At 67.4% G+C, this 26,505-nt stretch carries 21 protein-coding genes; 10 read left to right on the top strand and 11 right to left on the bottom strand.

The features are described 5' to 3' along the window. The first annotated feature begins 48 nt into the window (after positions 1–48). Entirely contained in the window at positions 49–4,515 is a 4,467-nt protein-coding gene (locus C3Y92_RS15640; RefSeq protein WP_129354074.1) for a translocation/assembly module TamB domain-containing protein, read from the top strand. Between the two features lie 219 nt (positions 4,516–4,734). Here the strand turns inward: C3Y92_RS15640 and C3Y92_RS15635 are convergent, their stop codons facing one another. Continuing rightward, a complete protein-coding gene (locus C3Y92_RS15635) occupies positions 4,735–5,592 on the bottom strand; it encodes a hypothetical protein (protein WP_129354072.1) in 858 nt (285 codons plus the stop codon). 123 nt (positions 5,593–5,715) lie between these two features. Here C3Y92_RS15635 and C3Y92_RS15630 point away from each other — a divergent pair, with 123 nt between their 5' ends. Genes C3Y92_RS15630 through C3Y92_RS15615 form a run of 4 tightly spaced genes read left to right on the top strand, consistent with a single transcriptional unit; the run spans position 5,716 to position 9,839 of the window. Then, positions 5,716–7,431, top strand: coding sequence for an aldehyde ferredoxin oxidoreductase C-terminal domain-containing protein (locus C3Y92_RS15630; protein WP_129354070.1), 1,716 nt, complete (start codon positions 5,716–5,718; stop codon positions 7,429–7,431). After that, positions 7,419–8,615 carry a class II aldolase/adducin family protein gene (locus C3Y92_RS15625; protein ID WP_129354068.1) on the top strand — a complete coding sequence of 399 codons (1,197 nt, stop codon included), beginning with the start codon at positions 7,419–7,421 and terminating at the stop codon, positions 8,613–8,615. The genes C3Y92_RS15630 and C3Y92_RS15625 overlap by 13 nt, the downstream gene beginning before the upstream one ends. After that, positions 8,612–9,325, top strand: a complete 714-nt coding sequence (locus tag C3Y92_RS15620) for a glycosyltransferase family 2 protein (protein ID WP_129354066.1) — start codon at positions 8,612–8,614, stop codon at positions 9,323–9,325. The genes C3Y92_RS15625 and C3Y92_RS15620 overlap by 4 nt, the downstream gene beginning before the upstream one ends. Position 9,326: 1 nt before the next feature. Further along, complete coding sequence (locus C3Y92_RS15615; RefSeq protein ID WP_129354064.1) at positions 9,327–9,839, top strand: gamma-glutamylcyclotransferase family protein; 513 nt, start codon at positions 9,327–9,329, stop codon at positions 9,837–9,839. 21 nt (positions 9,840–9,860) lie between these two features. On the opposite strand, the gene C3Y92_RS21185 is transcribed toward C3Y92_RS15615, so the two are convergent. Further along, positions 9,861–10,028 (bottom strand): hypothetical protein, encoded by a 168-nt coding sequence (locus C3Y92_RS21185; RefSeq protein WP_165352127.1) that lies wholly within the window; start codon positions 10,026–10,028, stop codon positions 9,861–9,863. Positions 10,029–10,148: 120 nt separating this feature from the next. Between C3Y92_RS21185 and C3Y92_RS15610 the strand changes: the two genes are divergently transcribed. Further along, positions 10,149–11,624, top strand: a complete 1,476-nt coding sequence (locus tag C3Y92_RS15610) for a DUF1800 domain-containing protein (protein WP_235669510.1) — start codon at positions 10,149–10,151, stop codon at positions 11,622–11,624. Between the two features lie 167 nt (positions 11,625–11,791). Further along, the gene (locus C3Y92_RS15605) at positions 11,792–13,069 is read left to right on the top strand and encodes a DUF1501 domain-containing protein (protein ID WP_129354060.1); all 1,278 of its coding nucleotides are present in this window, start codon (positions 11,792–11,794) and stop codon (positions 13,067–13,069) included. Positions 13,070–13,696: 627 nt separating this feature from the next. Here C3Y92_RS15605 and C3Y92_RS15600 read toward each other — a convergent pair. From C3Y92_RS15600 to hcp, 3 genes are read right to left on the bottom strand one after another with little or no spacing between them, the layout of a single operon-like run. Then, on the bottom strand, positions 13,697–14,014 hold the full coding sequence (locus tag C3Y92_RS15600) for a cupin domain-containing protein (RefSeq protein WP_015862175.1): 318 nt from the start codon (positions 14,012–14,014) through the stop codon (positions 13,697–13,699). 40 nt (positions 14,015–14,054) lie between these two features. Beyond that, positions 14,055–14,801 carry an ATP-binding protein gene (locus C3Y92_RS15595; protein ID WP_129354058.1) on the bottom strand — a complete coding sequence of 249 codons (747 nt, stop codon included), beginning with the start codon at positions 14,799–14,801 and terminating at the stop codon, positions 14,055–14,057. Positions 14,802–14,861: 60 nt separating this feature from the next. Next, positions 14,862–16,478, bottom strand: coding sequence for a hydroxylamine reductase (gene hcp / locus C3Y92_RS15590; RefSeq protein ID WP_129354056.1), 1,617 nt, complete (start codon positions 16,476–16,478; stop codon positions 14,862–14,864). Between the two features lie 492 nt (positions 16,479–16,970). On the opposite strand from hcp, the gene C3Y92_RS15585 reads away from it, so the two are divergent. After that, positions 16,971–19,190 (top strand): methyl-accepting chemotaxis protein, encoded by a 2,220-nt coding sequence (locus C3Y92_RS15585; protein ID WP_129354054.1) that lies wholly within the window; start codon positions 16,971–16,973, stop codon positions 19,188–19,190. Between the two features lie 126 nt (positions 19,191–19,316). Here the strand turns inward: C3Y92_RS15585 and C3Y92_RS15580 are convergent, their stop codons facing one another. The 3 genes from C3Y92_RS15580 to C3Y92_RS15570 all read right to left on the bottom strand — a co-directional run bounded on the left by C3Y92_RS15580 (position 19,317) and on the right by C3Y92_RS15570 (position 21,553). After that, positions 19,317–19,499, bottom strand: coding sequence for a Sec-independent protein translocase subunit TatA (locus tag C3Y92_RS15580; protein WP_129354052.1), 183 nt, complete (start codon positions 19,497–19,499; stop codon positions 19,317–19,319). Positions 19,500–19,613: 114 nt separating this feature from the next. Beyond that, positions 19,614–20,924: a 4Fe-4S binding protein gene (locus C3Y92_RS15575; protein ID WP_129354050.1), complete on the bottom strand. Its 1,311-nt coding sequence runs from the start codon at positions 20,922–20,924 to the stop codon at positions 19,614–19,616. Beyond that, on the bottom strand, positions 20,921–21,553 hold the full coding sequence (locus tag C3Y92_RS15570; protein WP_129354048.1) for a 4Fe-4S binding protein: 633 nt from the start codon (positions 21,551–21,553) through the stop codon (positions 20,921–20,923). The genes C3Y92_RS15575 and C3Y92_RS15570 overlap by 4 nt, the downstream gene beginning before the upstream one ends. 119 nt (positions 21,554–21,672) lie before the next feature. Between C3Y92_RS15570 and C3Y92_RS15565 the strand changes: the two genes are divergently transcribed. Further along, positions 21,673–22,386, top strand: a complete 714-nt coding sequence (locus C3Y92_RS15565) for a Crp/Fnr family transcriptional regulator (protein ID WP_129354046.1) — start codon at positions 21,673–21,675, stop codon at positions 22,384–22,386. A gap of 109 nt (positions 22,387–22,495) precedes the next feature. Here C3Y92_RS15565 and C3Y92_RS15560 read toward each other — a convergent pair whose 3' ends face one another. Next, the gene (locus tag C3Y92_RS15560; RefSeq protein WP_129354044.1) at positions 22,496–23,758 is read right to left on the bottom strand and encodes a GGDEF domain-containing protein; all 1,263 of its coding nucleotides are present in this window, start codon (positions 23,756–23,758) and stop codon (positions 22,496–22,498) included. A gap of 163 nt (positions 23,759–23,921) precedes the next feature. Next, the gene (locus tag C3Y92_RS15555) at positions 23,922–24,440 is read right to left on the bottom strand and encodes a hypothetical protein (protein ID WP_129354042.1); all 519 of its coding nucleotides are present in this window, start codon (positions 24,438–24,440) and stop codon (positions 23,922–23,924) included. A 596-nt stretch (positions 24,441–25,036) separates the two neighbouring features. Between C3Y92_RS15555 and C3Y92_RS15550 the strand changes: the two genes are divergently transcribed. Further along, positions 25,037–25,735 carry a polymorphic toxin type 44 domain-containing protein gene (locus C3Y92_RS15550; RefSeq protein ID WP_129354040.1) on the top strand — a complete coding sequence of 233 codons (699 nt, stop codon included), beginning with the start codon at positions 25,037–25,039 and terminating at the stop codon, positions 25,733–25,735. A gap of 67 nt (positions 25,736–25,802) precedes the next feature. On the opposite strand, the gene C3Y92_RS15545 is transcribed toward C3Y92_RS15550, so the two are convergent. Further along, positions 25,803–26,468 (bottom strand): hypothetical protein, encoded by a 666-nt coding sequence (locus tag C3Y92_RS15545; RefSeq protein WP_129354038.1) that lies wholly within the window; start codon positions 26,466–26,468, stop codon positions 25,803–25,805. Positions 26,469–26,505 lie beyond the last annotated feature (37 nt).

Genomic DNA, 26,505 nt, shown 5'->3' with positions numbered 1-26,505 from the left:
GCCTGAGGCCCCCGGACCCCCCAAATGGGTCACGGGGGGAACCAGGATATGGGGAAAGATGTAGATCAGGATGGGGGGAAGGCCCCGGGGGCGGGACGGCGTTGGCCGCGCCGGCTGGGCCTGGGTTTGGGCGGGCTGGCCGGTTTGGTTGTCGCCTTGTGGCTGGCGCTGCTGACGCCTTGGGGGCTTGACGGCGCGGCCTGGGTGGCCGAGCGCGCCATCACCGCCGGCAGCGGCTTTGCCGCCCGCATCGAAAACGTCTCCGGCACGCTGCCCTTTTCCCTCAAGGTCGGCCGCTTCGCCCTGGCCGACGCCAAGGGGCCGTGGCTCGTCATCGGCGACGCCTCGCTCTCCTGGTCGCCGGCGGCCCTGTTGACCGGCCGGGTGGTCATCCACGAAATCGCCGCCGACGTGGTGCGCCTGCGCCGTGCCCCGGACATCCCCCAGTCCCACCGTGCCCCGGTCACCTTCGACTGGCCGCCGCGCTTTCCCCGGCTGCCGCCCATCCTGCTGGACCGACTGGCTGTAGGGCGCGTCATCCTCGACAAGGAGCTGGCCGGCCAGGCCGCCGTCATCAGCCTGTCCGGCCGGCTGGCCGAGTCGGGCCAGGGCGCGGCCGCCCTGATGCTGGCCGCCAAGCGTCTGGACGGGGAAGCGCCGCTGACGCTGTCTGTCGGCGCGGCGCTCAATTATGCCGACTGGCGACTGGCCGTGAAGGCGAGCCTTGACGACGCGCCCGGAGGCCTTGTCGCCTCGGCCCTGGCCGGCGACGACCGCACGCCCTTTGCCCTGGAAGCCCTGGGCGACGGCCCTCTTAGCGCCTGGAAAGGCCGCCTGTCCGCCCGCCTTGGCGCGGCCGATCTCCTCGTGGCCGACCTCGGGCTGGGCATCCCCCTGGCCAGGGACGCCCGGGCCGACTTTTTCCTGGACCTCGGCCTGCGGCCCACCCCGGGCCTGCTGCCGCCTTTTTTCGACGATTTTCTTGGCCCGCGCTCCCGGCTGGTCCTGGCCGGCCGGGCCGGGCTGGCCGATTCCGCCCTGGAGCTTTCCACGCTCGAAGTCTCGGGCGCGTTTGGCAGCGTCTCCCTGTCCGGGACCATGGACCCGGACGCCGACGCCCTGGCCGCAACCGGCGTCATCGACATCAGCGACGCCTCGCGCCTGGCGACTTCGGCCCTGGGCGGCCGGCTCGGGGCGAAATTCACCGTCGCCGGTCCGCTGTCCCGGCCGTCGCTTAGCGCCGACGCCACGGCCCGGGGTTTTTGGGCCGGCCCCGTGCATCTGGCCGACGGCGACATCAAGGCCTCGGCCCAGGTTGTGGCTCCCATCACCAACAGCTTCCCAGGCGCGACCCTGGCCGCCCAGGGCAAGCTCGCCGGCCTGGCTGGCCCCGACGGCACGACTCTGGCCGGCCAAAACCTGGATTTCGACGCCAAAGGCCTGCTGACGTCCGACTGGATCGTGGACGTGGACCAGGCCGCCCTGACCGGCCAGGGCGGAACCGTGACCCTGGGGCAGGTCCATATCGAGGGCGGCAATGTGCGCGGCCGGCTGGCCGTTTCCCTGGCCGATCTGGCCGGCGCGGCCTCGCTTGTCGGCCTTCGCCTGACCGGCGGCGCGGCCGTGGCCGGGGACGTGACCACCGCCCCGGACGGCCACGGCACGACGAGCCTTGCCGCCTCCTTCACCAAGCTGGCCGCCCCGGCCACGGCAAGCTCCCTGGATGCCTCGGTGGCCGCCCTGCTTGGCCCCGCGCCCAAGCTCGATCTCACGGCCGCCTTCTCGGCCCAGGGCGTGCGCCTGACCGAACTGTCCCTGGCCGGCAAGGGGCTGACGCTCACCGGCACGGGCGGCTACACCGCCGCCTCGGACAGCCTGGACGCCAAGGTGCGCCTGGACACGCCGGACCTGACCCTGCTGACCGCCGCCCTGGGCCAGCCCTGCGCCGGCGCGGCCGAGGCCAAGCTGACCATCTCCGGCCCAGCCGTCTCACCGCGCCTGGACGTCGCGGCCGGGGCCAAGCGCCTACGCCTGGGCGAACTGGCGCTCACCGAAGCGTCCCTGGAGGCCAGTCTGGCCGACAGCGCCCGCCGTCCCTCGGGCAAGGCGACCATCGCCGCCGTGCGCGAGGGCGAGACGGCCCGGGCCGAGGCCGCCTATGCCCTGACCGGCTCGCGCCTGAGCCTGTCCGGCCTCAAACTGGCCGCCCCGGACGCCGCCTTTGCCGGCGAGGCCGACATCGATACGGCAACCGGCCGGGTCTCGGGCAAGCTTGCCGGACAGGCCGGGAATCTGGCCGGCCTGGGCCGCTTCGTCGGCTTGACGCTGGCCGGCTCGCTCAAGCTCACGGCCTCGGCTGCCGCCGGGCCGGGCAAAGGGGCGACCCAGTCGCTCACCGTTGATCTTAGCGCGGCCAACCTGCGCCTGCCCGGCCTGGCCGCCGCCAGCTTGACCGCAAACGCCGCCCTGGACGACCTCATCGGCGCGCCGCGCGGCAAGGCCAGCCTCACCGGACGCGGCCTGGAAGCCTCGGGCGTGTCCCTTGCCACCCTTTTGGCCACCGCCAGCGGCGACGGCCGGGCCATGGCCGTTTCGGCCGAGGCCAAAGGCAGGCTCGCCGGCCAGACCACCGTCGAGGCCAGCCTGCGCCTGAGCCTGCCCCCGGCCGAGGCCGGCAAACGCCGCATTGCCGTGCAGTCCCTGGCCGGCAGCCTGGAGGGCCGCAAATTTGCCTTGGCCAGCCCGGCCGCCGTCACCCTGGGCGGTGACGCCCTGCGCGTGGAGGGCGTGAGCCTCGCCTTGGACAAGGCCAAGATCACCGCCTCCGGGACCCTTGGGCCAAACGAAGCCAGCGGCAAGGCCACGGTGGACAACTTTCCCCTGCCGCTGCTCGGGCTTTTCGGCCTGGCCGGCATCGACGGCACGGCCACGGCCAGCGCCACCCTGTCCGGCACGCCGGCCCGGCCGCAAATCGCAGCCGAAACCCGTGTGTCCGGGCTGCGCCTGGCCGCCGAACAGGGCAAGGGCCTGCCGTCGGTCAGCCTGTGGGCCAAGGCGACCTGCAACGGCGCGCGCCTGGACGTCACGGCCGGACTGGCCGGCAAAAACGCCAAGGAATCCAAAAGCGGCAAGGCCTCCGACGTCGTCACCGTCACGGCCGGCCTGCCCATGCGCCTGTCCCTGGCCCCCTTTGCCTGCGACCTGCCGCCCGGCGGCGCGCTGTCCGGCCAGATCGCCGCCGACGCCGATCTGGCCGATTTCGCCGGCCTTTTAGCCCGGGTCAACACCCGCATCGTCGGCCGCCTCACCGCCGATCTGGCCCTTGGCGGCACGCTCGGCGCCCCGGTCGCGACGGGGGGCCTGGCCCTGGCCGCCAGCCGCCTGGAAAACGCCGACGCCGGACTGGTCCTCACCAACGTCGTGCTCAAGGCCGACGCCACAGGCGGCCGGCTCACCATCGCCTCGGCCTCGGGCGAGGACGGCCGGGGCGGCCGCTTTACGCTCTCCGGCACGGTCGGCATCGCCGACCCGGTCAACGGTCCCGTGGATGTGAAACTCGCCCTGGCGCATCTGCGCGTCGTGGGCCTGGACATCGCCACCGCCGCCGCCGACGGCACGATAGCCGTCACCGGCACGCTCTCGCGCCTGCGCGCCAGCGGCAACATCGTCATCGGGCCGGCCGACGTGAATCTGCCCACCTCCCTGCCGCCCGACGTGGCCGTCATCCCGGTCACCTACGTCAACGATCCGGCCGCGCCCAAGAAACCGGCCGCCAAGGCCGCGCCGCCGGCCGTGGCCCGCCACGTGGACCTCGACCTCAAGATTTCCCTGGGCCAGGCCGTCTACGTACGCGGCCTTGGCCTGGAGTCGCGCTGGACCGGCGCGCTTGCCGTCACCGGCACGGCCGCCGCGCCCATCGTCGTCGGTCGCTACGCCGTGGACAAGGGCAGCCTGGATCTGCTCGGCTCGACGCTGGAAATCACCAAGGGCGAGCTGACGTTTAGCGGCGGCGCGCCCACGGCCCCGACCTTTGACGTGCGGGCCGAAACCACCAAGGACAACGTCACCGCCGGCATCGCCATCACCGGCGACGCCGACGCCCCGGTCATCACGCTGACCTCCACGCCGCAGCTGCCCCGCGACGAAATCCTCTCGCGGCTGCTTTTTGGCCAAAACGCCGGTTCGCTTTCGCCCATCCAGGCCGCCCAACTGGCCCAGGCCGCCGCCTCCATCTACGCCGGCGGCACGCCCACCAGCATCCTGGCCCGCACCCGGCGCATCCTGGGCCTGGACCAGCTCTCCATCGTCACCGGAAAATCCGGCATGGCCGGCACCGTGCTCAAGGCCGGCAAGGAGATCTTCAAGGGCGTGACCGTGGGCGTCGAACAAGGCATGGGCGCGCAAAGCGGCGCGGTGTCCGTGGAAGTGCAGGTCACGCCCAATATCACCGTGGACAGCCGCGTGGGCGTCGACAACAAACAAGGTGTGGGCGTCAACTGGAAGTGGGATTATTAGATAACGAGGAAGAATAAAAAGAGAAGAGGCCTCCGGCGGCCGGGGGCCGACCGCCCCCCCGGACCCCCCGAATGGAGAAATGCTTAAAGGGGTTTGGCGCGCGGGGCGGGTATTTGGTCGGCGGAAAAGCAAAGGGGGGCAGGGGGCCTCAGGCCCCTGGCGGAGAGGTTTGGGAGAGGCAGCGCCTCTCCTGGCCGCCGGACATCTTCTCTTCTTTCTTTATGCCGTGAGATTGAGCACGGAGCCCTTGGGCTGGTTGGTCTGGCCAAGGGGCAGGCTGCCGAGGTCGGCCGCGCCGTAGTTGGCCGAGAGGTAATCGTTGGCGGCCACGATGGCTTGGCCCAGGCCCTGGCGGGTGGAACCTTGGTCGGTGAAATTGGTGGCCAGGATGTCGGCCACGGTCTTGGCCGCGTCCGTGCCGAATTCCTTGGCCACGTGGGCCAGGGTGGAGGCGACGACGCCTTGGGCCTGCTTGACGGCTCCGGTCGTGCCGTTGGCGGCGTAGAATTCCTCCAGGTGGCCGTTTTGGTAGTAGTCGTTGACGGCTTCGTTGAGCGCGCCGTTGAACTTGTCCATGGCCGCGTCGCCGGCGGCGATGCCGAAATTGCCGTCGATGAATTTGAGCGCCGAGACCAGGGCGTCGCCGAGGCGGTCCTCGCCGCCCGAGCCGTCGCCCACTTCCTTGAACATGATGCCCATGACGGCGGTGGCGGCGGCGTCGCCGTGCTGCTTGCGCACGTATTCCACGGCATCGGCCAGGGCGGCCTGCAAATCCCCCGAGGCGGCGACGTTGACCCCGGCTCCGGCGTTGCTGCCAAGGGACGCGTTGCTGGCGATGGCGGCATTGCTGGCCACGGTCGCGCCCTCGGCCTGGTTGATGCGGCGCATGATTTCGGCGGCGAACACGTCGGAGGTGGAGGACGGGGCCTTGGTCTGCTTCGTTTCCTTGGCCTTGTCCCCGGAGCCGAAGGTCAGCGAAAGATGGCCCGAGGCGGCTTGGCCGGACTTGGGCGCAGCCGACCCGTCCATGGGGGACAGGCTGGTGGAAATGCCGTGAGTATTGAAGGCGATCTGCATGGCCGACCTCGCTGACGTGGGCTTGCACGAAACTTATCGGCGCATCCCGCCAAGGCTTTAGGGCGCATTGCCCATTGCCTCGAACCGGCCCGGCTGCTACCTCCCGGACGGAAACGTTTTGCGATGCCGCTTATGGAACATCCCACCGCCCATATCCTTTTTTGCGACCTGTCCACCGGGGTCTGTCGCCGCGAGCAGCAAGACCCGAGCTTGGCCCGGCAGGCGCTTGGCGGCCGGGCCTTGGCCGTAGCGCTTTTGGCCGCCCGGCCCCGGGCCGTCTGGGACGCGCCGGACGGGGCTGTGGTCCTGGCTCCGGGAGCCCTGGCCGGTTTTGATCTGCCCGGGGTTTCCTTTGCCGCCCTGGCCGGGACCAATCCGCATACCGGCGGCGTTTTGGCCGTTGCCGTGCCCGGCGGGCTGGGCCGTGCCCTGGCCCGGCTTGGCCTCGCCGCCGTGGTCGTGACCGGTCGGTCGAATACGCCCACGGCCTTGTTTCTGGACGCTGACGGGGTGCGCCTGCTTCCCCTGGGTGCGGCGGCGGGGCAGGGGACCTCGGCGGCCCTGGCCGCCTTGCCGTCCCATGACGGCGCGCTGGTCGCCGGTCCGGCCGCCCGGGCCGGTTCGCCCCTGGCCGGACTGTGGGCCGATGGCCTGCACGCCGTGGGGCCGGGCGGCGTGGCCTTGCCGCTTGCCGCCAAGAATTGTTTCGCCGTGGCCGCCCGGGCGCAAGGGGAAGGGCCGGCCCCGGCCGATCCCGCCGCCCTGGCCGGGGCCAGGGCGGCCATGGAGCGCCTTGTGTCCGCCGCGCCGGCCTTGGCCGGGCCGTGCGGTTTCGGGCGCTACGGCACGGCGGCGCTTTTGGATCTCACGGCCGGCCGGCGGATGCTGCCGACCCGCAATTTCCGGGAAACCGCCTTCGAGGCGGCCGGGCAACTCTCCGCTCCGGGCCTGTTTGCCCGTCTTTCGCCGCGCGCCGCCGGCTGTCCGGGCTGTCCCACGCCGTGCCGCCACGTCACGGCCGATGGCGGCGTGCTCCCGGACGGCGACGCCTGGTCGCATCTGACCGCGCTCTTGGGCCTGGCCGATCCCGATCTGGCCGTGGCCGCCCATGCCGCCTGCCGCCAGGCCGGGCTTTTCGCCCCGGGCGCGGCCGCTCTCCTTGCCGGCCGGGCCGAGGCGGCCGGGCGCGATCTGGCCTCGGACGCCTTGCTGCCGGCCCTGGCCGCTCTCGTGGCCGAAGGGCTGAGCGTTTCGCCCTCGGCCATGGCCGTCAAGGGCGTGGCCCTGCCGGCCTTTGATCCGCGCGGGGCCTACGGCCTGGCCTTGTCCCTGGCCGTGGGCACATCCGGCCCGGACGCCTGGGGCGGGCTGTGCCTGGGCCATGAGCTGCTGCGAAAACCCGTGGCCACGGACCGGTTCAGCTTCGCCGGCAAGGCCCGGGCCGTGTTTCTGGGCGAAAACGCGGCCGCCGTGGCCGCTTCGCTCGGCGGCTGTCCGCTTTTTGGGCTGGCCGTTGGCCTGGAGGAATGGGCGCTGGCCCTGTCCGCCGTCCGGGGCGAGGGCGTCAGCGCCGCCGGGCTGGCCGGCCTGGGGCAGCGCACGGTGTTGGTCGAGCGGACGATAAATGCCCGTGCTGGCCTTGGCGTCGCCGATGACGACCTGCCGGAGCGTTTTTTCGCCGAAACCGGCTCGTCCGGGGAGGGCATTGTGGTCGCGCCCTTGCCGCGCGAGGAGTTCCTGGCCGCCCGGGCCGCCTACTACCGGCTGCGCGGCCTGAACGCCGACGGCCGTCCCACCACCCAGGCCGTCGCCGCCCTGGAGTCGCCATGGCCGATCTGACCGCCGCCCTGGCCCGGCGCTTTGCCGAAAAGCTCGCCGCCGCCGGCCTGACCGATCCCGGCGCAGCCGTGGCCGCCTGTCTGGACGACCGCCTGGCCTTTTCCCGGCCCTCGCCCCACGAGGAACTCCTGGCCGGGTTGGTGGACCGCCTGGGGGTGGGCTGTGTGCTCCTGGCTCCGCCGGCCCAGCCCCACCGCGCCATCCTCGAATTCCTGGCCGGCAGTCAAGCCCCGGCCATCCGGCCCCGGGACTGCGAGACGCGCACCTTTTTCCACGACATTCCGGTCATTGCCGAACCGACCGTGGAAGCCGCCGCCGCCGCCCTGTCCCGGCGCAAGGGAGCCTATTTGCCCGGAGTCGGCATCCTGGCCCATGGCGCGCTTTCCCCGGAGCAGGCCTTTGTCACGGTCTCATCCGTGGCCTTTGCCGGGTTCGTCAAATTTTTCGCCGATTTTCTGGCCGCCAACCGGGCCGGGGCCGTGGATGCGGCCTATGCGGCCGCTTTTGCCGCCGCCTGCCGGACCCTGCCGCCGCCGCCGACCATTGTGCCGGCCTTGGCCAAGGGGCCATTCATCGACCGCGAAACCATGCTCGCGGCCATGGCCCAGGCCGGCCGGGCCACGGTGGAGCTGGGGCTGGTCGATTCGGTCTTTGGCAACATTTCCTATAACCTGGACGGCGTTCTGGCCATCAGCCAAACCGGCGCGGCCCTGGACGAGCTGCCCGGAGCCATGGACCTCGTGCCCCTGGACGGTTCGTCCTGCGCGGGGCTTACCGCCTCCAGCGAACTGGCCGCCCACGCCGCCCTGTCCGCCCTGGACGGCCGCAAGGCGATTCTCCACGGCCATCCCCGGTTTGCCGTCGTCATGTCCATGGATTGCGAGGACCTGGCCACCTGCCCCCGGCGGGAGCGCTGCCATGTGGACTGCGCCCGGCAGCGTTTCGCCGGCGAAACCCCCATCGTGCCGGGCGAGGTGGGCTGCGGCCCGCGCGGGCTGGTCCACACCATGCCGCCGGCCCTGGCGGCGAATGGCGGCCGGCCCGGGGTCATCGTCTGCGGCCATGGCGTCTTCACCATGGGCGCGAACGATTTCGGCGACGCCCTGGCCGCCCTGTGCGCCATTGAAACTTCCTGCCGCGCCCGCTACTTTGCGGCCCTCGGCATTCCCACGGAGACCCTATGAACGAATCCCGCGCCGCCTGTCCCATGACCGTCAGCGTCGTCATCCCGGTTTACAACGAGGCCGGCACGTTGCCGGCGCTGCTGGCCAAGGTGTTGTCCCGGCCCGAGACCACCGAGGTCATCCTTGTGGACGACGCCTCCACCGACGGCAGCGGCGACTACCTGCGCACGCTCACCGACGATCCCCGCCTGCGCACGTTTTTTCACGCCAACAACCAGGGCAAGGGCGCGGCCCTGCGCACCGGGTTTGCCGCCGCCGCCTGCGACATCGTCCTTATCCAGGACGCCGATCTCGAATACGATCCCGACGACTATCCAGCGCTTTTGGCCCCCATCTTCGCCGGCAAGGCCGACGTGGTCTACGGCTCGCGGTTTTTGGGCGGCCCCCATCGGGTGCTCTATTTCTGGCACTCCGTGGCCAACCGGATGCTGACGCTGCTTTCCAATATGCTCAACGACATCAATCTCTCGGACATGGAGGTCTGCTACAAGGCCTTTCGCCGCGAGGTGCTGCAAAAGATCCGCATCCAGTGCGACCGTTTTGGCGTGGAGCCGGAGCTGACGGCCAAGGTGGCCAAGATGCGGCTTCGCATCTATGAAGTGCCGGTCTCCTACTACGGCCGCACTTACGACGAAGGCAAAAAAATCGGCTGGCGCGACGGTTTGGCCGCCTTGTGGTGGATCGTCCGTTTCGGCCTTTTCCCGCGTTGACATGGTGTTGCTGTATAATTTCTTCGCCCGCAAGCGTGCTGCCGAGTCGGCCGAAGGGCAGCCGGGCCAGGCCGGTCCCGAAGCCACCGCGGCCGGCGACGGGAGCAGCCACGTTTTCGTCTACGGCACATTGCGCCGAGGCTTTTCCAACCACCGTTTCCTGGCCGGAGCGCGGTTCGTCGGCCCCGGGCGCACCGTGGACGCCCATGGCCTCTACCTCGAAGCCGGCATTCCGTACCTGGCCGCCGGGGAAGGGCGCTATCCGGTGATCGGCGAGGTCTACGCCGTGGACGCCGCCATCCTGGCCAGCCTGGACGAGCTGGAGGAGCACCCCCGGGTCTACACGCGCCGGCCGGCCCTCATTGTCCTTGGCGACGGCCGGCGGCTGACCGCCTGGGTCTATTTCGCCAACGAACCCCAAGGCGCGCCCCTGGCTTCGGGGGACTTCGCCGACGCTGGCGGCGTGTCCTCGAAATCTGGGCCAGCCAATTCCGAGGACAACGCGCCGGATTGATGCTTTGGGCGGGGAGCGGGGCTAATAGGCTTTGAACAGCCAGGCGTAGACGACGTAGAACCAGCCGAGCAGGCCGTGAACAATAGCCCAGCCGATGGACTTGTTGAGGGCAAAGGACACTGACATGGCCAAAGCCGAGCCGAAGCCCACGCCGTACTTGATGATGGTCTGGTTGGCATAGACAGCCATACGTTCCTCCTTGGAGTTTCCCCTTCCTACCACGAAGCGTCGTCGGGCGCACCCCTTGGCCCGGGCCGGCGCGCAATTGACATTTGGCCGGCCGCCGCGCACATTGCCGGTATGGCCGGCATGACGCGAACCGCCCGATTTCTTGGACATGTGGCCGCCTGGCTCGGTCCGGCGGGACTTTTCGCGTGCCTTGTTTTCGCCGCCCCGGCCCTGGCCGGCGGGACGGAACCAGGGCCGGACGTGGTCCAGGCCGTAAACCGCCTGACCTATGGCCCGACCCCGGGCCTGCTCGACAAGGCGGCGGCCATGGGCGCGGCCGCGTTTATCGACGCACAGCTTGCCCCCGAGCCCCAGCCCGAGCCGCCCGAACTCGAACGCGCCCTGGCCGCCCTGCCCACCTTGCACAAAGACACCGTGCGGCTTTTCCGCGAATACGGCCCCCCGGCCGAGGAAGGCCGGGCCGAGGGCCCCGAGGCCATGCGCCGCACCTTCGACCGGGCCGATGCCGTGGCCCTGGAAGCCGCCAAGGCCCGGCTGCTGCGGGCCGTGGCCTCGCCCAATCAACTCGCCGAACTCATGGTCGCTTTCTGGTGCGAGCATTTGGGCCTTGGCCCCAAAAAGGGCCTCAGCCACCTCTGGATCGGCTCCTACGAACGCGAAGCCATCCGGCCCCACGCCCTGGGCAATTTTTTCGATCTGCTCGCCGCCACGGCCATGCACCCGGCCATGCTCATGGCCCAGGACAACTGGAAAAACGTGGTGGTGCGCGAGGCCGGCAAACCGGCCAAGGACAGCATCGACGCCACCTACGCCGCCGTGCTCTTAAACCGCCAGACCCTTGGCCCCGGCGGTCCCCAAAAGCCCGCCGACGTCCAGGCCCTGGCCCGCATTTTGACCGGCTGGCGCGTGGGCGCGGCCCGGGCCGACTCTGATACCGGCGGCTTCTATTTCGACGCCGAACGCCACGATCCCTCGGACAAAACCCTCCTGGGGCAACGCATCAAGGGCACGGGCTTTGGCGAAGGGGCCGCCGCCCTGCGCCTTCTGGTCGAACACCCGGCCACGGCCAAAAACATCAGCCGCAAGCTGGCCGTCTATTTCCTTACCGACGATCCGCCCCCGGCCCTGGTCGCCCGCCTGGCCGACACGTTCCAGAAGACCGGCGGCGACATCCGCCAGACCCTGCGCGCCCTGTTCACCAGCCCCGAATTCCAGGACGACAAATACCGGGGCGGGCGGGTGAAATCGCCCCTGCGCCAGGTGGCCTCGGCCCTGCGCGCCCTGGGGGCGTTTCCCGCCGACGCCGCCGGACTGGTCGGTACGCTGGCCGCCCTGGGCCAACCCCTGCCCGGCGACGCCGCCGAAGGGGCTCTGGCCCCGGCCGCCCAATGGGCCAAGGCCGAAGCCCTGCCGCGTCGGGTCAGCCTGGCCGGCGATCTGGCCGCCGGCCGCATCGCCGGCTTTCCAGCGCCCACCGCCGATCCGGCGGCCCTGGCCCGCACCCTCGGCCCAACCCTCTCTCCAGCCGTCCGCCAGGCCGCCGAACGCGGCGGGGTGGCCGTTATTTTGGCTTCGCCGGATTTTGTGCGGTATTGAGGGGATAAAGAAGAAGGATAAGAGGAAGATGCCTCCGGCGGCCGGGGGCCTGAGGCCCCCGGACCCCCCAGTTGGGAAAAGGGGGGCTTCGCGTCGAGGGGGGGAGTTTTTTCAAGGGCGTTTGAGGTCGGGCGGAAGCGCCCGGCGCAGCCAACGGAGGAAGATGGGTGCGACGACGCGACGCGCTGCGCGTGCTGGCCGGCCTTGGCGCGCTGAGCCTGATGCCGGGAGCGGCCTTGGCCAAAAAGGCCGACCGCAAAGGCGACGCCAAAAGCGAGGCCAAGGCCGGCGGCCGGGAACCGGTCAAACCCTCCTGGCGCGAGGGCAAGCAACTCGTGGTGGTGCTGCTGCAAGGCGGCCCGGACGGGCTGTCCATGGCCGCGCCCACGGCCGACCCGCTGTACGCCGTGCTGCGCCCCACCACCGCGCTTACCGCCGAGGCCGGAACCGATCTCGGCAACGGTTTTCGGCTCCATCCCGCCTTGACCCTTTTGGCCCCGCTCTACGCCCGCAAACAGCTCGCCGTCATCCCGGCCTGCGCCATGCCCGGCCAGGGCGCGACCCACGCCGCCGCCCTGGCCGATTTCGCCGCCGGCGCGCCGGCCGCCCAGCGCAAGGGCAAGGCCGGCGCGGCCGGCTGGCTGGGCCGGCTGGCCTTGGCCCTGGGCGGCGAACGCTCGCAAATGGTGGTGGCCAGCCAGTCGGAGGCCTACGACGGCGCGCCGCACTACGCCATGCTGGCCCCCGGTCGCGGCGAGTCCCTGCCGGGACTGCCGGTGGAGGACCAGACCCTTTTCGACGCCGCCGGCAAGCTCTACGGCCAAGCCGGCGGTTCCCTGGCCAAGGCCTTCGCCGCCGGCCGGGAAGCCCGCCAGGAACAGCTGGCCAAACTCCTGGAAGAGTCCCGCCGGGCGGCGGCCGGGGCCGTGCCCGCGCCGCATTTCGCCGAATTCGGTCCGCGCTTGGGCAAGGAACTGGCCAGGCGTCGCGACGCCGCCCTGGGCTTTGTGGCCGTGGGCGGTTTTGACACCCACAGCGGCCAGGGCGCGGCCAAGGGCTATCTGGCCGACCGGTTGCGCGACCTCGGCCAGGGCCTGGCCGGCATGCTGGCCGGCCTGGGACCGGCCGCGGCGGACACGGTGGTCGTGGCCCTGGGCGAATTCGGTCGCACGGCCCGGGAAAACGCGTTTGGCGGCACGGACAACGGCCTGGGCGGGGTGATGCTCGTCCTGGGCGGGCCGGTGGCCGGCGGGCGGGTGGTCGGGCCGTGGCCCGGGCTGGCCGGGCACCGCCTGGCCGGCGGGCGCGACATCGCGGCGGCCACGGACTGGCGCGAGGCCGTGGCCGCCATAGCCGTCAGCCACCTGGGGCTGCCGGAAAAACGGATTCCCGACATCTTTCCGGGGCTGGGGCCGGGACAGATGCTCGGCGGGCTTGTGGGGTAGCGCCTCGCCTGGGAATTGATTGGGATACGAGGCCTTGCGCCAGGGCGGCGACAGTCTCAGCAATCTGTCCCGGGCTGGAAGCAAGGGGACGCAGACGGGAGCGCTGCGGCGTTGGGGCTGGGGCGGGTAAGAGCCGGCACGGGAGGCCGGATCAAGGGGAAATGTTGCCGTGACGACGGCAAGCGGGGTTGCCGGGACGGGACAGGGCGAAACCGCGACGCCAAAGTCCTTGTGGTTTGGGGTCCGTTTCAGGAGGCCGGCGGGTTCGCGTCCGCCTTTGTGGCCTATGCTTTGCGCCGCGTCCGCGCGCGCGTGGTTGGCGGTACGCGCGTGCGGCCGTTTCGCCCTGTCTCGTCCGGGCATCTCCGGCAGGGGAGATGGCGGGCATGGCGGCCTCTGGGGCCGACTCGCCGCTTCCCGTCGCGGCGAAAACATGCTAGATAAATCATTTGCGCCGCAACTTGCGATTTTTTTCACATATGCGGCAAAAATGCAACTCATGCGGCCCGTGCAACCTGTTGGAATTGCACGGGCCGTTTTTTTATTTTCGCTTCGCCCGGTTTTTAGGAGGGGGGTCCGGGGGCCTCAGGCCCCCGGCCGGTGGAGGCATCTCCCGCTCTCTGCGCCTTAGGGCGGCGGGGCGATGGTCACCAGCACGCGCATGTCGGTGATGGAGCGGATGCCGTGGGGTGTGGCGATGGGGCACACCAGCACGTCGCCGGTCTTGGCCGGGATGGTCGCGTCGTCCGCGCCCAGGAACTCGCCTTCGCCGGAAAGCACCACGATGGACAGTTCGCCGTCCACGTCGTGGGAGTGCACGGCCAGCTGCTGGCCGGCCTTGAAGTTGAAGTTGACGATGCGGAAATTGGCCGAATCGTGGACCCACAGCGTGCCGTGGCCGGTGTCCTTGAACGGGCCTTCCTCGATGATGTTGATCTTCTTCATGACCGGCTCCTTGCGTTTGCGGTCAAAGGGGGGCGACGTTCTAGCCGCCGAAGGGGGAATTGCCGATCTTGACCGGCTGCATCCCGAGCACTTCGCCGCGACGGGAAACCACCACCTGGGTGACGGGAACGTTTTTGCCCGAGGCGGCCACGGCCAGGGCGGCGATGCGCGACATGCCCGAGCAACACGGCACGTCCATTTGCAGCACCGTGATGTCCTGGGGCTCGCTTTCCCGAATAATGTCAGCCAACTTATCCACATAGCTCTGGGCGTCGTCGAACTTGGGACAGCCCAGAAGCGCCACGCGGCCCGGCAGGAAGGCGCTGCCGTAGGCCGGGAAGGCCGGGGGCACGCAGTCGGAAGTTAAAAGCAGGCGCGCGCCGCGTAAAAACGGAGCCGTGGGCGGCACCAGGCGCAGCTTGATGGGCCAGGTGGACAGGGCCGAACCGCCGGCCGCAACCTGGGCCGTGGGCGCGTTGGCCGCCTGGCAGGGCGATATGGACATGGGCGCGCTGGACGGGCAGCCGCAGGGGGAAGGCTGCTTTTTCAGCTTGGCCAAACGCTCTTCCACGGCGTGCTCGTCAAATTCCGGGGCTTCGCGTTCGATGATTTGCAGCGCGCCGGTGGGGCAGTGGCCGATGCAGGCCCCCAGTCCGTCGCAGAAATGGTCGGCCACGATCTTGGCCTTGCCGTCGATGATTTCGAGCGCGCCTTCGGCGCAGCCGGTGACACACTGGCCGCAGCCGTTGCACAGTGCTTCGTCGATTTCGATGATCTTGCGTTTCATAACTTTTTTCCTGGGCGGGCGGCCCATTCCGGGCCGCCCGCCGTGCGTGGCGCAGGCTGACTAGCCGAGGATCGCCTTAAGGTCTTCGTCCGGGGTGCTGATGGGCTTGATGTCGTAGTTGGCGACCAGGAAGTTCAGCACGTTGGGGGTGAGGAACGCTGGCAGGCTGGGTCCGAGGCGGATGTTCTTGACGCCCAGGTGGAGCAGGGTGAGGAGAATCGCCACGGCCTTTTGCTCGTACCAGGACAGGACCATGGACAGCGGCAGGTCGTTGACGCCGCAGTTAAACGCGCCGGCCAGGGCGAGGGCCACCTGGATGGCCGAGTAGGCGTCGTTGCACTGGCCCATGTCGAGCAGGCGCGGGATGCCGCCGATGTCGCCGAGCTTTTTGTCGAAGAAGCGGAACTTGCCGCAGGCCAGCGTCAGCACGATGGTGTCGGCCGGGGCCTTCTCCACGAACTCGGTGTAGTAGTTGCGGCCGGGCTTGGCCCCGTCGCAGCCGGCCACCAGGAAGAAGTGGCGGATCTTGCCGGCCTTGACCGCGTCGATGACCGTGCCGGCCACGCTCATGACGGCGTTGCGGGCGAAACCGGTCATGACCGTTCCCTTGTCCTCGTCGGCGGCGAAGCCGGGCATGGCCAGGGCCTTTTCGATGACCGGGCCGAACTCGCCGTTTTTCACGTGGACGGCTCCGGGCCAGCCGACCAGACCGGTGGTGAAGATGCTGCCCAGGTAGCTCTCGGCGGGCTTCTGGATACAGTTGGTGGTCATGAGGATCGCGCCGGGGAAGGCGGCGAATTCCTTGTGCTGGTTCTGCCAGGCGGTGCCGTAGTGGCCGTGGAAGTGGGGGTACTTCTTCAGTTCGGGATAGCCGTGGGCGGGCAGCATTTCGCCGTGGGTGTAGATGAAAATACCCTTGCCGGCGGTCTGCTCCAGGAGCTGCTTGAGGTCCTTGAGGTCATGGCCGGAAACCAGGATGGCCTTGCCGGCCTTGTGGCCCAGGGGCACGACGGTGGGCACGGGGTGGCCGTAAGCGCCGGTGTTGGCGGCGTCGAGAAGCTCCATGGCCCGCAGGTTCACTTCGCCGCACTTGAGGACCAAAGCGACCCAGGCCCCGAGGTCCTTGTCGGTGGTGAAGGTGGCGGCCATGCCTTCGTAGAGGAATTCGTACACGGCCGGGTCTTCCTGGCCGAGGATGGCGGCATGGTCGGCGTAGGCGGCGATGCCCTTGATGCCGAAAATCAGCGTGTGTTTGAGCGAGCGGATGTCGTCGTTGGTCTCGGGGATGTCCTTGAGGCCATGGATGTGGCCCTGGGCGATGAGGCCGGCGAGATCAAGGGCCGGGACGTAGCTGGCCGGGCCTTCGGGCAGCTGGGCCTTAATCAGCGCGGCCAGGGCCTTGCGCTTGGCCACGGCTTCGTTGATCAGGGGCACGAAGTCGGCGGCGTCGAAATTGACGTTGGTGAGCGTGGAGAACATGGCCTTGGCGAAGTAGCGGCCGGTTTCCAGCGGCACGGCCACGCCCTCGGCCTTGGCGGCCACGGCGGCTTGGGCCAGGCCGGTCAGGGCATAGACGAGGAGATCCTGCAGATCGGAGACGTCGGGCTGCTTGCCGCAAACGCCGATTTTGTCGCAACCAAGGCCTTTGGCGGTCTGTTCGCACTGGTAGCAAAACATATGTCGTCCTCCGTTTGGGTTGGGGTCGGTTTCCCGTTTCGTTGGTTTCGGGTCTACGCGGGCCGGGCCGAAAGCGGTTTGACCTAAGTCAAAAGGACGATTTTTTTTTCGAGAGGTCCGCTTTTTTTCGGCGACGCGCGACGCGGGGCCACGAAACGAAAAGTCGCGACCGGTTGCCGGGAGCGACGGCGGAGCTTCGAAAAAACGCCGCCGTCCCCGGGCAGGAGACCTGTGAGGGATGGTTTCAGTATAAACCGCGAGAAGGGAAAAAGGTCAAGCCGCGGATGCCCCGAGGCCTGGCGTGGACCATGTTGGCGTTGGTTCAAGGCCGGGCGGAGGGGCGGAGACGACGCTAAATTCCAAACTTGGCCGAAGCGGATATGGCGTAGGGCCGTCTTGTAATTGCGATGTTCCCAGGATACTGGGGTTGCTAAAGGCTGGCGTTTTTTGCCTGTGACGCACCATTATTCATGCTGTTTACCGGAGGCGCGCATGTTTCAGGATTGGCAGTTGCGTAACAAGATTCTCTTTCCGATCGCATTGGTATGTATTGCGGTGTTCGCCGCCATTTTGCTTGTCGTGCGCACGGGGATCGAGAATAACGCCGCCGTCGAAACGCGGCGTCTGGCCGAAGAGGTGAGCGCCCGTTACGCGGCCATGGTGCAGGGGGAGCTTGGCGCGGCCATGGACTCGGCCAAGGTTTTGGCCGCCGGCGTGGCCAGCGAACGCGCCGGCGACGCGCCCAAAAGGGCGGCGGTGGCCAAGTTGCTGCATAAAACCCTGGCCGCGCTGCCTGAGGTGTTTGGCGTGTGGACGGCCTGGGAGCCGGACGCCTTTGACGGTCGGGATGGCGAATTCGTCAAAGCCGACGCCCTGCACGAGGAATCGGGCCGGTTTTTGCCCTACGTCATCCGGGGCGGGGCCGGCGTGGAGGAGACCCACGCCACGGCCTCCTTGTCCACCAGCAGCAGCGCCGAGGACAAATGGTACTGGCAGCCGCTGAAAACCAACAAGACGCTCCTCGTCGAACCCACGGAATACGAGGTGGCCGGCAAGAAGCGGATGATGGTGAGCGCCTGCGTGCCCATGACGGACAAGGGCAAGGGCGTGGCCGGTCTGGACATCAGCCTGGAGGGGCTTCAGAAGCTCGTTTCGGGCATCACGGTCTTCGGCACGGGCTATGGCGTGCTGCTGTCCGATTCCGGCATGATCGTGGCCCACAAGGAAAAAGACATCATCGGCAAGCAGGCGGCGGATCTGGTTGACGAAGCCAACCGCAAGCCCCTGGCCGAGGCCGTCAAGAACGGTAAGAGCCTTATTTTTACTCAGAAGTCGCCGGCCAACGGCGAGGAGATGCTCTACAGCCTCACCCCGGTGCGACTGGAAGGCGTGGATGGGGCCTGGAGTTTCATTGCCGGCCTGCCCAAGGACGCCATGATGGAAAACGCCCGCCATATGCAGATGGTGCTGTTGTGGCTGTGCCTGGGCGGGTTGGCGGTGTTGATCGCGGCGGTGTTTCTCATCGCCCGGGCCATCGTGCGGCCGGTGACGGGGCTGGCCCGGGCCGCCCAGGCCGTGGCCGGGGGCGATCTGGAGCATCCCATCGCCCTGCGTCAGCGTGATGAGATCGGCCGGTTGGCCCAGGCCCTGCGGGGCATGGTGGCGAGCCTTCGCGGCATGATCGCCGAGGCCGACGAAAAGACCCGGCTGGCCGGCGAGGAATCGGCCCGGGCGGCCCAGGCCGGCCAGGCGGCCGAGGCGGCGCGCCAGGAAGCCGAGCAGGCCAAAACCGACGGGATGCTCCATGCCGCCGCCCGGCTCGAAGACGTGGTGGACATCCTGTCCTCGGCTTCCGATGAGCTGGCCGCCCAGGTCGAGCAGTCGAGCCGGGGCTCCGAGGAGCAAAGCGCCCGGGTGGCCGAGACGGCCACGGCCATGGAAGAGATGAACGCCACGGTGCTGGAGGTGGCGCGAAACGCCGGCCAAGCGGCCACCGCCGCCGAAAACGCCCGGACCCGGGCCGAGGACGGGGCCGGCATCGTGGCCAACGTCATCGCGGGCATCGGCAAGGTCCAAACCCAGGCCACGGGGCTTAAGGCCGACATGACGACCCTTGGGCAGCAGGCCGAGGGCATCGGCAACGTGCTCAACGTCATTTCCGACATTGCCGACCAGACCAACCTGTTGGCGCTCAATGCCGCCATCGAGGCGGCCCGGGCCGGCGAGGCCGGGCGCGGCTTCGCCGTTGTCGCCGACGAGGTCCGCAAGCTCGCCGAAAAGACCATGGTCGCCACCAAGGAGGTGGGCGACGCCATCCGTTCCATCCAGGACGGGGCGCGCAAGAACATCGGCAATGTGGAGCAGGCGACGGTCGCCATCGACGGGGCCACGGATCTGGCCCGGCAGGCCGGCGAGTCGCTGCAGGGCATCGTGGCCCTGGTGGAGACCACCTCCGAGCAGGTGCGTTCCATCGCCACGGCGGCCGAGCAGCAATCGGCCACCTCCGAGGAGATCAACCGCTCCATCGAGGCGGTCAGCCGCATTTCCTCGGAAACCGCCGACGCCATGAGCCAGTCGTCGCGGGCCGTGACCGAGCTGGCCGAGCAGGCCCAGGCGCTCAAGGGGCTTATTGCCGACATGAAGGGCGAAAGCGGCGGCGCGGCCCTGTCGGCGGGCGGCGGGCGTCGGCCGGCGCTGCCGGGAGGAAGGTAGGCGCGAGAGCTGGCGGGGCCGGTCTCTGGGCGACCGACGTTTTATCCGCCGATCCTGCCCATAACAAAGCCCGCGCTTCCGTAAAAAGAAGCGCGGGCTTTTGTCGCTGCGATCGTCTGGGATCGTCTAGGACCGTCTCTGGTCGTTTTGAGGATCGACCGGCGTGATATCCTTTTCGCCCATGGAATCCTTGAAGCCCCGGATGGCCTTGCCCAGGTTGTGGCCCAGGCTCGGCAGCCGGCTGGGGCCGAAGAGGATGATGACGACTCCCAAGACCACCAGCCAGTGCCAGATCGAAAACGCGCCCATGGGCTCTGCTCCTGTTCAAGTTGAAACCTGGGACTCCTATAGTGCCGATCAGGCGACAAAGGAAGGGGCAATCGCCGCCGCCACGGTTTCAATGGGGCAAGGCTTTGGCCTGCCTCAAATCCGCGCCACGCCCAGAAACACCGCGTGCAGGGCCACCACCAGGGCGAAAAAGGCCTGGCGCGCCGCCTCGGGCGACAGCCCCGGAAACCGCAAGCCGATGCGCCCGCCCGGACAGGCGGACAGGCAGTCGCCGCACAGCGTGCAGGACAGGCCCGGCCGGCCCTTGTCCAGATCGGCCGGGGTCAGCGCCAGATAGCGGCAGACTCGCGAACACCGGCCGCAGCCGTCGCAGCCCTGGCCGATGCGCACCCGCCAGGGGCTTATTTTTCCGAGGATATTCCCCAAAAGCCCGATGGGGCAATACATGGTGCAATGGACCATGACGCCGGTCTTGCGGGAGATGGTCGCCATGATCCCCAGACCCACAAGCCCAAAGACGGCCGCCGCCGTGACGGCGACGTCCAGGGGAACCTCCAGCCAGCGCAGGAGCAGCGCGCCGCCGACGGTGAGCGCCAAGGTGGCCACCCGCCACCAGACCCGCCCGGCCGGAAGCCGCCTGGGCACGGCTCGGCCAAGCCGGGCGCAGGCGTCGTCGGCCGCGCCGATGTAGCACAGATGCGAACACCAGCCCGGGCCGACCAGCAGCACCGTGGACAGATAGAGGATGGGCATGAAATAGCCGCCGCCCCGGTAGGCCGGACCGGCCGCGATGAGCGCCGGCACGGGCAGATGCAGCGCCCCGGTCATGAGAAAGACCGTGGCCCCGGCCAACCCCAGGGCCAGCTGGCCGAAAAACACCAGCGAAAAGGCCGCCCAGTAGCGCGACCGTAACGGACCGGTTTGCGGCGTGGCCAGCATCAAGCCGGTCAGCCAGGCGGCGTAGAGGCCCAGGGCCGTGATTTCCAGCCACCCCCAGCCAGGCGCAAACCGGTCCAGGAGCAGGATCGGAAAGGCGACCTTGGCCCGGGCCACGGCCAAAAGCGCGACCGCGATCCAGAACGCCGCCGCCCGGGGCGCGGCGTTGCCTGGGCCGTGGCGGCCAAAGGCCTCGCCCCGGCGCGTGAAGGCAAAAAGCCCGCCAGCCAGGCACACGGCCACCACTCCGGCCATGATGCCGGCCAAGCGCAGCCAGGGCAGGCCGGCCGCCAGCCGAAAAGCGACCATGTCGCGCCCGGCCTCGGCAAAGACCAACCCGGCGGCCAACAGGGTTGGACCAACCAGCCACCGGGCCAGGTCGCGCCGGGCCGCCAGACAGCCGGTCAGGACCAGGACGGAGGCGCACAGGCCCAGATCGCCGCCGCGCAGGCTGTGGGCGGCGAAAACAAGCAGCCCCAGGAACTGCAGCGTCACGCCAAGGGCCGTCATGACAGCGCCCAGGCCGGCAGCCCAGGCAGGCCGCCCGGAAAGACGAGATCGGCGAAACGCCGGCCAGGGCGCATGTCCCGGGCAAAGACGGCCAGGGTCCGGCGGGCCAGTTCCACGGCCTGCCGGGGCGCAAGATCGCGGCCAAGTTCCGTGCCCAGGCGCGGTCGGCGGCCGAGCCTGCCGCCCAGGAAGACGCGGTAGGCCACCGGGCCGCCGGCGATGGCCCGGCTTGGGCAGACCCGGGTGCAAACGCCGCAGCCCAGGCATGTGCCCTGGTCGATGACCGCCTTGCCGGCGGTGACCTGTATGGCCGCGTCCGGGCAGGCCTCGGCGCAGGCCCCGCAGCCGTGGCAGGCGTCGGGAGCGATGGTCGCCCCGCGCACGGCCACAAGCCCCAGATCGGCCACCTGGGGGCGCACGCAGGCGTTGGGACAGGCCGCCACGGCCAGACGGAACTGTTCGTGGCGGCGAAGCGGCCGGGCCAGCCCGGCCAGGGCCTCGGGCACGGCGGCGCTGGCGGCCAGCTCCACCAGCTCGGCCAGGGTGTCCGCGGACAGAGGCGCGGCGTGGGGACAGACTCCCGACGTGACGCCCCGGCAGGTTTCGAGTATGACGACTTCCGCAATCATGGCGTATCCTTTGCCGGTTTAGACCGGCGGCGGGGTGAGACGGCTTGGCCCAGGCTGACTGGGAAAGCCATGCTGCGCCTTGACTTAGGTCAAACGGCGTCAACAGGGGAGGAGCAGTGGTGGACAAAAACCAGGCCGTGGGCGACATTAGTCTGTTTTCCGGGCTTGCCCCCAAGGAACTGGCCGCCGTGGCCGCCGTGGCCGAGGTGCGGCGCTACGGGCGCGGGCAGGACATCTTTTTTTCCGGCGATCCGGCCGAGGGGTTTTTCTCCGTGGCCTCGGGCAAGGTGCGCATCTACCAGACGTCGCTTTCCGGCAAGGAACACATCATCCACGTGTTCGGCCCGGGCGAGGTGTTCGCCGAGGTGGCCGTCTTTGCCGGCGGCGTCTATCCGGCCAACGCCCAGGCCATGGAAGAGGGCGATTACCTCTTTTTCCCGCGTGAACGCTTCCGCAAGCTGTTGGCCGACGACCCGGACCTGGCGCTGACCATGCTGGGCCTGCTCTCCATCCGCCTGCGCCAGCTGGTGCGAAAGCTCGAAGACTTAAGCCTTCGCGAAGTGCCGGCGCGCCTAGCCTCCCATCTGCTGCTGCTGGGCGCGCAAAGCAAAAAACGCGTGCTGCCCCTCGACCTGCCCAAGGGCCAGCTGGCCGCCTACCTTGGCACCATCCCTGAAACGCTTTCCCGTGTGCTGCGCCGCTTCGTGGACGAGGGACTCATCAGCCTGACCGGCAGCGCGGTGGAGATTCTCGATGCCGCCCGCCTGGAAGCCCTGGCCGGCGCGCCTGCGGCGTTTGGGGAGAAGATGCCTCCGGCGGCCGGGAGGGGGTAACCCCCTCCCGGACCCTCCCTGAAGGGGGGCGGTGGGCTTATGCCTATTGTAAAACATAACGACAGTTATGTTTTACAACTATACAATCATAGCAACACGAGAATTGGCGTTAGATGGTCGGCAGGGGTTCAGGCAGGGGGCACTGGGTGCCGTTTTCCGAGGCGCAGCCGGCCACGGCCACGCGGTTTCGGCCGGCGTTCTTGGCCGTGTACAGGGCCGCGTCCACCCGGGCCATGAGCTCTTCCACCGATTCTCCTGGCTTGAGCTCGGCCACGCCCAGGCTGATGCTGCCGGGGATGCCGTGGGGAAAGGGCGTGCCGGCCACGATGAGCCGCAGCTTCTCGGCCAAAAGGGCGGCGTTGCCCAGGGCCGTGTGGGGCGCGGCCACCACGAACTCCTCGCCGCCGTAGCGAAAAAGCCAGTCCACGCCGCGCGTGGCCTCGATCACCCGCCGGGCCAGCTCCCGCAGCATATCGTCGCCGGCCCCGTGGCCGTAGGTGTCGTTGACCACCTTGAAATGGTCGATGTCGAACATGACCACGGACAGCGCCTCGCCGTAGCGGGCGGCCCGGGCCACCTGCGTGTGCATCACCTCATTGAATTTGAGCCGGTTGTAGGCTCCGGTCAGCTGGTCGGTGACGGCCAGTTCGGCCAGGGCGTCGTTGGCTCCCTGCAGGCGTTCCCGGTCGGCGCAGATGCGGCGCACCATGGGCCGGAAAATAAACAGTCCCGACGCGGCCAAAACGGCCATCATGCCCAGGGTGGCCCCGCTTTCCAGCCGGCGCAGCACCGTCAGCCGCGACATGGCCAGCTGCTGGTAGCGTTGGATGACAAAGCCGAGGTCGCGCAACAGTTCGTTTTCGCCGTAAGCCAGCAGGTTGAGAAACGCCTCGTCGGACAGGGACGGCCGGGCCGCTTCGGAGGTGGCGAAGGCCCGGGCGTTTTTGAGGAAAAGGCGCATCCCCTTGTCCAGGTCGTAGGGCGGTTTGAAGTAGACGTCGCGCAGGTCCGGGGCGGCGGCGGCCAGGGAAGCGGGATCGTCGAGGTCGGCCAGCAGGCGCTGGTGGTTGACCTCCAGGGCGGAAAGGGCTTGCCCCAGCCGGGCCTTGATGTCGCGCCGGGTTTCGTTGTCGTCGGCGGCGGCCAGAAGCAGGCACTGGGCCAGCACGCGCTGGGTGAGCAGGCGCTGGGAGCCGGACACGGCGGTGACGGCGGCGGCGCGGTCCACGGCGGCCATGATGTGGCGAAAAAGCAGATAGGAGCAAAGGGCCAGGACGGCGGCCAGGGTCAAGGCGATGAGGTAGCGCAGGGTCAGGCTGCGCTTGTAGCGCCGGTTGGCGGCGGCAATGGCGTCCTTGGCAGGAATATCCATGCTTTGGCTGTAGGCCAGGGCCGGGAAATAGGCAAGGCCGGGTTCCCGGCGCGTTGTGGCCGTCCGGGCTGATCTTGCCGCGTTCTAGCCGTAGGAGAGCATGGCCCACAGCGGGGCCAGCCGCAGGATCTCCAGGCGCGGGTTGTCCGGCGGCGGGGCGGCGTCAGTCCCGCCAGTAGCACGCCAAGGCCCACATTGGGGCCAGAGGCTCTATTTGCAGCAGGCTGGTTCCTGGCGGCGGCGTGTCCATGTCCTGCGGCGGGGCATACACGAAGCTGCTGCGCGACGATGTCTCAATCTCTATGACAAATTCCACACGATAGCCGGATGCGCTTCTTGAACACAAGACAGGATAGTCCATGGGCACAATGTGGCCAAGCGCTGGCGGCAGCGTGACGGCTTCTGGCGTCTTGTCGGAACAGGACAGGACGCCATTTTGCAAGAGATCGACGATATGCATTCTCTCAGCGTAGAACTGCTTGAAATAGGATGTGTAGTTGAGCTTCCAGAGTACCCCCGACAACAAGAAGGCTAGCGAGGAAATATACACGACAATGGGCAGCAGGGACAGGAGCAGGGCGCGGCGAAAGTGTTTGATGCCGGTTCCGACGTTCCTGAAGAAGAGCCAGAAGAAGTACCACGTCGCGCCTTCGGCGATGAGGCGCTGCGTCTGTTGCGGCATGCGGCAGGTCAGCACAGCCCGCTGGCGAAAAAGGGGGCGGCAAGCGTGACAAAGGCCAGCGTTGCCCGCAACGCCCGCAGGCAGCGCCGTCGGGCCAGAAATGCGGTGCGTCCCACAGGAGTAAGGGGTCTGTACTTTCTCAAGGGCAACTCTGTAAAAGTTGGATTTATTGGTTAGCAAAAAATATCGGTTTACACAAATAGAATTACATGAACTTATTAGGATGTGGAGTAGCAACTTCTTTATCCAGAATGTGAGGTCTATTATGTCTCAGGATGCGCCTGAAGGTCAGTCTGAATTCAAACTGCAGCTGGATTGTTATAGAAGCTTGAGCGGGCTGGAAGCTGAGGCGACATACGCATTGTTGGGTAGGGTCAGTACTTATGGCATGCTGTGTTGGTCGTATCCTGAATATGGAAGTAGAGATGCGGTGTCGAGAATTGTTCAAATTCCCGAGAGTCCTCCTGGTGTTGAGGTCGACTGGACTATAATAAGGTTATGACTGGCTTGGCGAAATGTTGACAGAGTAGTAAGTCTGTAGATTTATGAGTGAGTAACGTATCGGTAATTTGTAAGATCTTCAAAATGGAGTGTCTATGCCCCGCGAGCCGCGCGAATTGGAAGTAGAATGGTCTTTGCGATCACAGCTTTCCCGGAGCCTGGGGAGCTTTGAAATTGAATCAGCTTTTGCACTTCAGAATAAGATACAAGGCAGAAACATTGACTCGTCGTATGGCACGTTTAGTAGATATCCATTAAAATATGATCCTATCCATATACCGCCATCGCCTCCAGGCGTTGACATTGATTGGAATATTCGCAGAGCCTTGGTGAGCGTAAGCAATGCATGGTTCATTGAGCGACTTGCTCCAGGTGGTGAAATGGATTACAAATTGCTGGGGCGTAAAGGAATTTATGAAGATTTCGGCAACTTCAATTATGGAGCTGTTGCCTTGGCGTTCGGATTTTCAGAGAATGCAGCATTGCGGGCAGCTGGTTTGGTTCAAACTATTGTTGATACGACTAGGAGACTCGGTAAAGATGACATCGCAGGCGCTGCTGCATATGGATTGCATCATTCTATGGATTTCTTAGGTCAACCGCCCTACGGCGATCAGGAAAAGGATCAGGAAATGATAAAAAATGGGTTTAGGTATTTTAGGGAGGTATTTGTAAAACAAACTTCAGTCGGTGACATGCTCCGTGACCTGGATACTATCCGCCCCGTCGTCGAAAGAGAGGAGTGGGAGAGCGTCGGTCGACTGCCGTCAAGAGTTCTAGAAGCTCTGCATTGATAATATGATTTTGGAATGGCGTCTTGGTGTACTTTTGTAAAAATAGGTCAAGCCGCAATCTGTAGAGTCAATATTCGAGATAGTACCACTGCGGTGCCATGAACTCTATATACTTGTTGTTTTCCTGGGGTGGTGGATCATCTTTGCTGTATTTGTTGTCAAACTCAAGGCCTTGGTATGTTTCCAAGACATTCCAGGAAGTATAAAAAAAGATGGTATAGCCATTGTCTCCCCGGGTGTAGGAGACGCACCCGCGTGAAATTGATGTATGCGCATAGGCTTCTGGCAAGGCAACGTAGCCTTCACGGGGCGTAAATCCCGGAAAATCGCCGTTCTCAATGTGTTTGATCACGGCCAGGCGGTCATCCAGGAACTGGTTGAAGTAGGTGTCGCGACGGATTTTCCAGGCTTGGCCGGGGGGATAGGCGACAACAAAGACCACGTTGACGAGCAGCGGCAGCACGGCCAGGAGCGGTGTGAACCAGATGTTTCGCAACAGCGTAAAAGCGTTGCGGAAAAACATCCACCATTCGTAAAGAAGGATCAGGTTGGGCAGGCCACGCTGCCATTCCGGCGGCATATGGCAGCAGATCAGGAAGCCGAAATAGCAAAAAGGCGTGACCACGACGATGAACGCCAAGGTGCGGCGCAGCGCCCGCAGGCAGCGCCGCCGGGCCAGGAACCGTCGCCTGGCGCGGCGGGCGGCGGGGGTATCGGCTGTCGCGTCGGCCATGGCCAGAACGCGTATCATGTCGCCGATGGACGCGCCA

This window comes from Solidesulfovibrio carbinolicus (assembly GCF_004135975.1).
GTDB lineage: Bacteria > Desulfobacterota > Desulfovibrionia > Desulfovibrionales > Desulfovibrionaceae > Solidesulfovibrio > Solidesulfovibrio carbinolicus.
This window is presented reverse-complemented; position numbering and strand designations above follow the sequence as displayed.

Excerpts from the sequence above, each read along its gene's own strand:
- C3Y92_RS15610 (WP_235669510.1), top strand. The coding sequence starts at position 10,149 with ATGACGCGAACCGCCCGATTTCTTGGACATGTGGCCGCCTGGCTCGGT.
- C3Y92_RS15615 (WP_129354064.1), top strand. The coding sequence starts at position 9,327 with ATGGTGTTGCTGTATAATTTCTTCGCCCGCAAGCGTGCTGCCGAGTCG.
- C3Y92_RS15550 (WP_129354040.1), top strand. The coding sequence starts at position 25,037 with ATGCCCCGCGAGCCGCGCGAATTGGAAGTAGAATGGTCTTTGCGATCA.
- hcp (WP_129354056.1), bottom strand. The coding sequence starts at position 16,478 with ATGTTTTGCTACCAGTGCGAACAGACCGCCAAAGGCCTTGGTTGCGAC.
- C3Y92_RS15635 (WP_129354072.1), bottom strand. The coding sequence starts at position 5,592 with ATGCAGATCGCCTTCAATACTCACGGCATTTCCACCAGCCTGTCCCCC.
- C3Y92_RS21185 (WP_165352127.1), bottom strand. The coding sequence starts at position 10,028 with ATGGCTGTCTATGCCAACCAGACCATCATCAAGTACGGCGTGGGCTTC.
- C3Y92_RS15630 (WP_129354070.1), top strand. The coding sequence starts at position 5,716 with ATGCCGCTTATGGAACATCCCACCGCCCATATCCTTTTTTGCGACCTG.
- C3Y92_RS15595 (WP_129354058.1), bottom strand. The coding sequence starts at position 14,801 with ATGAAACGCAAGATCATCGAAATCGACGAAGCACTGTGCAACGGCTGC.
- C3Y92_RS15560 (WP_129354044.1), bottom strand. The coding sequence starts at position 23,758 with ATGGATATTCCTGCCAAGGACGCCATTGCCGCCGCCAACCGGCGCTAC.
- C3Y92_RS15545 (WP_129354038.1), bottom strand. The coding sequence starts at position 26,468 with ATGGCCGACGCGACAGCCGATACCCCCGCCGCCCGCCGCGCCAGGCGA.
- C3Y92_RS15555 (WP_129354042.1), bottom strand. The coding sequence starts at position 24,440 with ATGCCGCAACAGACGCAGCGCCTCATCGCCGAAGGCGCGACGTGGTAC.
- C3Y92_RS15600 (WP_015862175.1), bottom strand. The coding sequence starts at position 14,014 with ATGAAGAAGATCAACATCATCGAGGAAGGCCCGTTCAAGGACACCGGC.
- C3Y92_RS15620 (WP_129354066.1), top strand. The coding sequence starts at position 8,612 with ATGAACGAATCCCGCGCCGCCTGTCCCATGACCGTCAGCGTCGTCATC.
- C3Y92_RS15580 (WP_129354052.1), bottom strand. The coding sequence starts at position 19,499 with ATGGGCGCGTTTTCGATCTGGCACTGGCTGGTGGTCTTGGGAGTCGTC.
- C3Y92_RS15585 (WP_129354054.1), top strand. The coding sequence starts at position 16,971 with ATGTTTCAGGATTGGCAGTTGCGTAACAAGATTCTCTTTCCGATCGCA.
- C3Y92_RS15640 (WP_129354074.1), top strand. The coding sequence starts at position 49 with ATGGGGAAAGATGTAGATCAGGATGGGGGGAAGGCCCCGGGGGCGGGA.
- C3Y92_RS15570 (WP_129354048.1), bottom strand. The coding sequence starts at position 21,553 with ATGATTGCGGAAGTCGTCATACTCGAAACCTGCCGGGGCGTCACGTCG.
- C3Y92_RS15625 (WP_129354068.1), top strand. The coding sequence starts at position 7,419 with ATGGCCGATCTGACCGCCGCCCTGGCCCGGCGCTTTGCCGAAAAGCTC.
- C3Y92_RS15575 (WP_129354050.1), bottom strand. The coding sequence starts at position 20,924 with ATGACGGCCCTTGGCGTGACGCTGCAGTTCCTGGGGCTGCTTGTTTTC.